5 protein-coding genes and 2 pseudogenes are annotated in these 6,170 nt (G+C 62.2%); 6 read left to right on the plus strand and 1 reads right to left on the minus strand.

The annotated features are described in order from the left end of the window. Positions 1 to 17 precede the first annotated feature (17 nt). Positions 18 to 560 (plus strand): HEPN domain-containing protein, encoded by a 543-nt coding sequence (locus NKJ06_RS25175; protein ID WP_352810999.1) that lies wholly within the window; start codon positions 18 to 20, stop codon positions 558 to 560. Here the strand turns inward: NKJ06_RS25175 and NKJ06_RS25180 are convergent. Beyond that, positions 503 to 796 (minus strand): hypothetical protein, encoded by a 294-nt coding sequence (locus tag NKJ06_RS25180; RefSeq protein WP_352811001.1) that lies wholly within the window; start codon positions 794 to 796, stop codon positions 503 to 505. The two genes, NKJ06_RS25175 and NKJ06_RS25180, sit on opposite strands and share 58 nt — an antisense overlap. A gap of 286 nt (positions 797 to 1,082) precedes the next feature. Between NKJ06_RS25180 and NKJ06_RS25185 the strand changes: the two genes are divergently transcribed. From NKJ06_RS25185 to NKJ06_RS25205, 5 genes and pseudogenes are all read left to right on the plus strand, one after another. Beyond that, the gene (locus tag NKJ06_RS25185) at positions 1,083 to 1,364 is read left to right on the plus strand and encodes a Y4lK-related protein (RefSeq protein ID WP_352811003.1); all 282 of its coding nucleotides are present in this window, start codon (positions 1,083 to 1,085) and stop codon (positions 1,362 to 1,364) included. A gap of 407 nt (positions 1,365 to 1,771) precedes the next feature. Further along, a complete protein-coding gene (locus tag NKJ06_RS25190; RefSeq protein WP_352811004.1) occupies positions 1,772 to 2,680 on the plus strand; it encodes a BRCT domain-containing protein in 909 nt (302 codons plus the stop codon). Between the two features lie 351 nt (positions 2,681 to 3,031). Then, positions 3,032 to 3,780: pseudogene (locus NKJ06_RS25195) on the plus strand (ImuA family protein). Further along, the gene (locus NKJ06_RS25200; RefSeq protein ID WP_352811006.1) at positions 3,695 to 5,218 is read left to right on the plus strand and encodes a Y-family DNA polymerase; all 1,524 of its coding nucleotides are present in this window, start codon (positions 3,695 to 3,697) and stop codon (positions 5,216 to 5,218) included. The pseudogene NKJ06_RS25195 and the gene NKJ06_RS25200 overlap by 86 nt, the downstream one beginning before the upstream one ends. After that, positions 5,215 to 6,091, plus strand: a pseudogene (locus NKJ06_RS25205) (PHP domain-containing protein); the annotation flags it as partial. The gene NKJ06_RS25200 and the pseudogene NKJ06_RS25205, both read left to right, overlap by 4 nt. Positions 6,092 to 6,170: the final 79 nt, after the last annotated feature.

Here is a 6,170-nt window from a genome sequence, read left to right on the forward strand (position 1 = left end):
GAAATGGCACGCGCGATATGGCGATTGAAGAACGCAAATATCCCGGTGAGCTGGCATCCCCGCAGCAGGTTCACGAGCTGGCGGAGGAATACCGCAAGGCGGCAAACCACCTGCTTCAACTCGGCCGACCCGGAAAGCCGCTTACCAGAGCGCCGTTCCGATTGGCGGCGATCCATGCGATCGAACTCTACCTGACCGCGCTTTTGCTGCACCGTGGGCACAATGCCAATCAGGTCCGAAAACTGCAGCACGACCTGTCGAGACGCACGGAGCACGCCCTAGAAGCGGGCCTGCGCCTTCGCGCGAAAACAGCCAAGCATCTCCAGTCCCTGAGCCAGAACCGGGAATATCTCGTCACCCGCTACGGCCCGGAACTGGCCGCCACCGCCTCGCAGATAAACCGCCTCACCGCCACCCTTGAAGAGGTGGCGGCAAAGGTCACGGCATTGCTCGCGCTATCCGCCAGATCACAGCAGGCAGACCCAGCTGCCTCCGGCGAGGTTCAAGGCCGGGAATCAGCGGCCTCCTCGTCTGCTGCGACAGCTAATCCAATGACATGATGCACCAGGAACACGTCGACGAGGTACGCAGCCTCGTCCCGTGAAATCGGCAACATGCCTGCGGTGATTTCATTGTCGATATAAGACTCGGCATCCCAAAGGGTGCGAGTTAGCTCCTCGTTGGCCGGCTCGATCCGCTCAATAACCCTTTCGAACGCTGCGTTGGCGGCATCGATAAGCACGGTTCGGTCGGCCCCGGCGACTGGCAGGGACGCTATAACGGCATGGGAATCCATGACGAACGTTTCCTTTTTAAGTGGCGGTCTCTTGCCTCAGCATTTTCGGTCGCCATGCCGACGCTGGTTCTTGAAGGGGTGGCTCGTCGAAGCGCCAGGCGCCACCTTGTGCTCACATGCGCAGCCGCAGAATACGCGAGAATTCGGCAGATGCAATCGAAGGTTCCTGCCGAAGAATTTGCTGCCGGATGCAGATCACGGCGCATAGCCTGTACAACCACGCAGTTTGCCAGTGCACGCGGTGATTGATAATAGGACGGGAGGCACGTGAGGAGAGACCCTCAAAATGGCAGACAGGCGACTCATGAAGGCAAGCGACATTCCTGCCTTCGTAGACAGAGTGATCAGGGCCGGCTGTGACATCTGTGCCATCGGTCATTTCAACTATTGCCTGGGCGACATCGAGGAAATGGTGGCGGCGGAGGATGAACTCCAGCGCATAGGTGAAGAATTTGGCGATCGCGATTTTCTGCTGACTGAGATCGTCGCCTACTTGCGAACCATCGGGCGGTACATTGACCTCGGCTCGGGGGTCTCGCATTGGTCGGAGAACGGAAGCGCCCAGTAAGCGCTTCTCGACCTTGACCTTCCCTAATCGGGCCTATGACCGCCTTCGCAGCAATGATCCCGCCAGTTTCCCGCCGAGGCGGGTCTGTAACCCAAGCCTGATCCCCGGAGCCGCCGTCGCGCGTCCCGTCAAGCGCTGGCGCGCGCAGTCCGCAAGGGCTTGAGCGGAGCGTCCCTTGAGGACGAGCACGACTGCGCTAGGGACAAAGCAGCGTCGGCCGCTCCGGCGACTTCGGGCTGGCTGATCCCTGGTGGGTCCAGAGCATCATCTTTCGTCGGCCGCTCAGGAACTGGGATCACGAACAGCGGAACTCGGCTTCGGCCACACGCGTTGTCTTGGCCGGCGGATAGATGAAGGGTTTGACTTCTGATACACAATAGAAATCTATACAGTCGAGGGGGGCGACAATGGTTGAATTGTTCCGGAAAGGGAGCGGTAAACTCGAACACGAGGGGCCCGCGCTCGGTAGAATCCATGCGCAGGCAAATCACCGCAAGGCGTTGGGGTACTGGCTCGGATTCTTGAAGGGCGTGATGGCCAGCGAGCGGGTCGAGCGAGCGGAGATGCCGCCCCTCAGGGCCGAAGCTGAACAGTTCCTGTCCCTTCTTCACGACGATGATGCTGCCGAACTCATCCGCGATCTGGACATCTGGGGTGACGCGCCCGAGGAGGTCTACGCCGTCCTTGAAACAATAATCGGCATACGCTCGCGGGAGTTTGCGGTCGCCAATGACAAGGACGAAGTCAACGAGTTCTACGGGTTCTGTGCCGGCATCGCCTGCGACAACTCCATCACACCGACGGAGGTCGAAAAACTGCTGACCAGGTTGGAGTCGAGTGTGGTTCTGCTGAAGGATAGCCGCGTGGCATCTCTCGGAGATACCGCCAGAAGGTCCATCGCAGACGGTCGCATAGCCGCCGAGGAGGCTGAAGACATATGCGGGTGGATTTCGCGTCTTGTCGGCGACAGCGCGACAGACACGGGGCTGGCTACCTTCGGCAACGTAGGTGTCATTGACGGCGCCTTGGAGGATGCAAGCCAGTTCGTGATTCCGAACCGGATGTTCGTCCTTACGGGAAAATTCGTAATCGGTCCTCGAAAGGTAATCGCCGGGATGATTTTCGAACGCGGTGGTGATTGGAAGGAGACCGTCTGCGGCCGGACCGACTACCTCGTCGTCGCGGCCGAAGCATCTCGGGACTGGAAGCACAGCCACGAAGGCACGAAGATCATCAAAGCTATGGAGCTTCGCCAAAAGGGGGGTCGGCCAGATCTAGTTCTTGAGCCGATGCTAGCCAAGGCGTTGGATCTCTGACCATCCTCTGGAAGCTCAATCTACACACTCATTGGACACTCGGACTCCGGATAAAGTTCGAATCCGGCCACTGCGACCATAAGAACAGTGGTCCTTAGTCACATCCCCCAGAGGTGGCTATGAAGCTTCTAGCCGCATTGTAGCCAATGTAACGGAAGCCTGCGCGACGCGGTGCGGGATTTCATTGCCATTCGCTTCAATTGCTTCGGCGACTGATCTGGCACGGCAAAGGCCCGAGCATCGAATGCCTCCTTCCGCAGGGGGCACGACATCATCCCGGTTGACTGTTAGCCAAGACGAGAACAAATGTAGAACATATCACAGGCTTTCCGCGTTTCAAGGGTCAGATGAGTGGCGCCCCCTGCTGCCATTTCCGAGCTTCGAGAACGCATTGCGCGTCTCGAGGTGGAAATGCACGCGAGCGTACGGTTTTGCCGTTCGGAGTGGCCGCGATTGACAGGGTCCTGCCGGGAGGGGGATTGACTTTTGGCGGGCTGCACGAGGTCGCAGGCGGTGGCAATGGCGCCGTCGATGGCGCAGCCGCAGCACTCTTCGCTGCCGGTATTGCCGCGCGCACGGTGGGCAAGGTGCTGTGGTGCGTTACCCGGCCCGATCTTTTCGCGCCTGCGATCGAACAGGCCGGTCTTCCTCCGGGGCGGGTAATCTATGTCGAAGCCGGCGACGAAAAATCCATTCTCGCCTGTTTCGAAGAGGGTCTTCGCGGAGGTTTTGGCGCTGTCGTTGCCGAGATTGCCCGGCTTTCGATGACGGCCTCACGGCGGCTTCAGCTTGCCGCCGAAAGCTCCGGCGCCATCGGCATCGCCATTCGCCGCTGGCGTCGGCAGACGGAGGCAACGGATTTTGGGCAGCCAACCGCCGCCGAGACACGCTGGCGGGTGTCGGTCCTGCCGTCGACACCATTGCCGGTGCCGGGGATTGGACGGGCGCGCTGGCATGTTGAACTGATCCGATGCCGTGCAGGAGAGAGTGCAGATTTCATAGTGGAGGCTTGCGATGCCAAGGGTCGTATCGCTCTTCCTTCCGATGTGGCCGACAGACCGCTTCAGAAGGAAATCGGGCGCCGCCGCGCCTCCGCCTGAGACGCCGCTCGTCCTCATCGGCCGTGACGGGCGCCGCCGTGTCGTGCTTGCCGCTGATGCTGCAGCCCACGCAGCGGGCCTGCGCATCGGCATTCCGGCGAGTAAGGCGCAGGCGCTGGTCCCGGGCCTGATCGTCCATGATGCCGAGCCCGATGCCGACGCCATCGCGCTCGAGCGGTTGGCGCTGTGGGCGCTACGTCGCTATGCGCCGATCGTCGCTGCCGATGCGCCGGACGGCATTGTGATCGATACGACCGGCGGCGACCATCTGCACGGCGGCGAGGCGGCAATGCTCACCGATATGGTGGAGCGACTTGGCGGCTTCGGTCTAGCCGCGCGTGCTGCGGTCGCTGATACATGGGGTGCAGCCCACGCGCTGGCGCGCTTCGGCACGCGGCAGATCCTTGTGGTTCCATCTGGTGAGATCGCACAGGCGATCCAGCCTTTGCCGATCGCGGCGCTTCGCTTACCCGCCGTGACGATCGATGGTCTGCGTCAGCTCGGCTTCGAGACAATTGCGGACCTCGCCGCTACGCCACGCGCGTCGCTCGCCTTGCGTTTCGGACCGGAACCCGGTCGCCGCCTCGACCAGGCGTTTGGGAGAGTGAGCGAACCGATCGACCCGATCCGGCCGGAGGAGATCGTCGAGGTACGCCGCAATTTTGCCGAACCGATCGGCGCGGCAGAGATGATCGCCCGCTATACAGGCAAGCTGGTCGCTGAACTGTGCGCCGAGCTCAAGACGCGGGGGCAGGGCGCGCGCCGGCTCGATCTTCTGTTCTTCCGCGTCGACAATCGCATCGAGGCGATCCGAGTCGGTACAGCACTGCCTGTGCGCGATGTGAAGCGCCTGACCCGGCTGCTCACCGATAAGATCGAGACCATTGATCCCGGATTTGGCATCGAGCTGATGCGACTTGCGGCGACGGCCGCCGAGCCGCTGCGGGCGAAACAGACGATCTCTTCACTTGCCGAGGCGCCCGAGCCTGACGTCTCGGATGTGATCGACATCCTCGCCAACCGCGTCGGTGAGGACCGGCTCTATCGCTTCGCCCCGGTGCGGAGCGATGTTCCCGAACGCTCCGTTCAGCGCATTGCCCCGATGGCGCCTGATACCGGCGAGGGCTGGCCGGGCCATTGGCCGCGACCGTCGCGGCTGCTTCCGCGGCCCGAGCCGATCGAGACGGTAGCACTTCTTCCCGACCATCCGCCCGTGACCTTCACCTGGCGCGGCGTTCGCCGGCGCGTGAAACGTGCGGACGGCCCGGAACGGGTCTTCGGGGAATGGTGGAAACGCGACGCCGAGCTCGCGGCGGTGAGGGACTATTTCCAGGTCGAGGACGAGAATGGCGAACGTTACTGGGTCTTCCGTGCCGGCGACGGCGAGGATGCCGCGACCGGATCGCACAAATGGTTCATGCACGGGATCTTCGGATGACTGTCGGAACCCGATATGCCGAGTTGCAGGTCACCTCGCATTTCTCCTTCCTGCGTGGGGCATCGTCCTGCGACGAGCTGTTTGCGCAGGCGGCACTGCTTGGCATCGAAGCGCTCGCTGTCGTCGATCGCAATTCGCTTGCCGGCATCGTGCGCGCGAATGAAGCTGCAAAGACGACAGGCGTCCGGCTGATCGTCGGCTGCCGTCTCGATCTCGCCGACGGCATGTCGATCCTGGCCTATCCCACGGACCGGCCGGCCTATTCGCGGCTCTGCCGGCTGCTGTCGCTCGGCAAGGGCAGGGCCGGCAAGGCAAAGTGTCATCTCGAATGGGATGATGTCGTTGCCTATGGCGAGGGACTGATCGCGGTGCTCGTGCCGGACGAAGCCGATGATCTTTGCGCCGTCCGGCTGCGGCGGCTGCGCGAGGCTTTCGGCGATCGCGCCTATCTGGCGCTCACCTTGCGCAGGCGTCCGAACGACCAGATCCGGCTTTACGAGCTGGCTAACCTGGCGGCCGCGATGCGCGTCTCGACCGTCGTCACCAACGATGTGCTTTTCCACGAGCCGGCCCGCCGCATGATGCAGGATGTCGTCACCTGCATTCGCCACAACGTCACCATCGATGACGCCAGGCTTCCGCCGCGAACGTCATGCCGATCGCTATCTCAAACCGGGCGATGAAATGGCGCGGCTGTTCAGCCGTTATCCTGAGGCCCTGGCGTGCACCGCCGAAATCGCCGGCCGCTGCCGGTTCTCGCTCGACGAGCTCGCCTATCAATACCCCGAGGAAAAAACGATGCCGGGCCTCACGGCGCAGCAGGCGCTGGAAAAACTGACCTGGGAAGGTGCTGCCCGCCGTTACCCCCAGGGCTATCGCATATGAGTAAAGAGGCGGAGGAGGTCTTGGTCGGCCCATCGTGCTTTGAGTCGTTTGTGGCTGAGCGGGATTT

This window comes from Mesorhizobium sp. M0293 (genome assembly GCF_040321735.1).
Lineage (GTDB): Bacteria > Pseudomonadota > Alphaproteobacteria > Rhizobiales > Rhizobiaceae > Mesorhizobium.